The organism is Vibrio sp. HI00D65, from assembly GCF_001635455.1.
GTDB lineage: Bacteria > Pseudomonadota > Gammaproteobacteria > Enterobacterales > Vibrionaceae > Vibrio.
Genome location: NZ_LWEH01000403.1, coordinates 1 through 367, shown reverse-complemented (window position 1 = coordinate 367; position 367 = coordinate 1). Strand labels below are relative to the sequence as shown.

General features: G+C 39.5%; 1 protein-coding gene. It reads right to left on the bottom strand.

The window, feature by feature from the left end:
• Positions 1-308 (bottom strand): SDR family NAD(P)-dependent oxidoreductase (locus A3712_RS21535; RefSeq protein ID WP_157618846.1); only part of this gene is annotated, 308 nt, incomplete at its 3' end.
• Between the last annotated feature and the right edge of the window lie 59 nt (positions 309-367).

Genomic DNA, 367 nt, shown 5'->3' with positions numbered 1-367 from the left:
GAATGCTCTAGGAAATCGACAGGTTTGAAGAAACCAGCCGCATTCACCAAATAGCCAATGTGACGTTTTTCTGCATTCAACTGTTCAATAAAGCTTTGAACAGCAGAAGGGTCGTATAAATCAACCTGAGCCGTTTCAACATGACCATTCGTGGCTGATTCCAGTTCCAATTTTGCTTCAGCAAGATTCTGTTTGTCATGAGAGAGAATCATTACAGGCACACCAGACTTAAGCAGTCGCTCTGCTGTTGCTTTACCCATACCAGAAGAACCGCCAACAATTAGTGCAATAGAAGATGTGTTAAACATAATGAAATCCTTAATCTAAAAACTACCTACCAGTAGATAGGTTTCTTATTCAAAAAAAT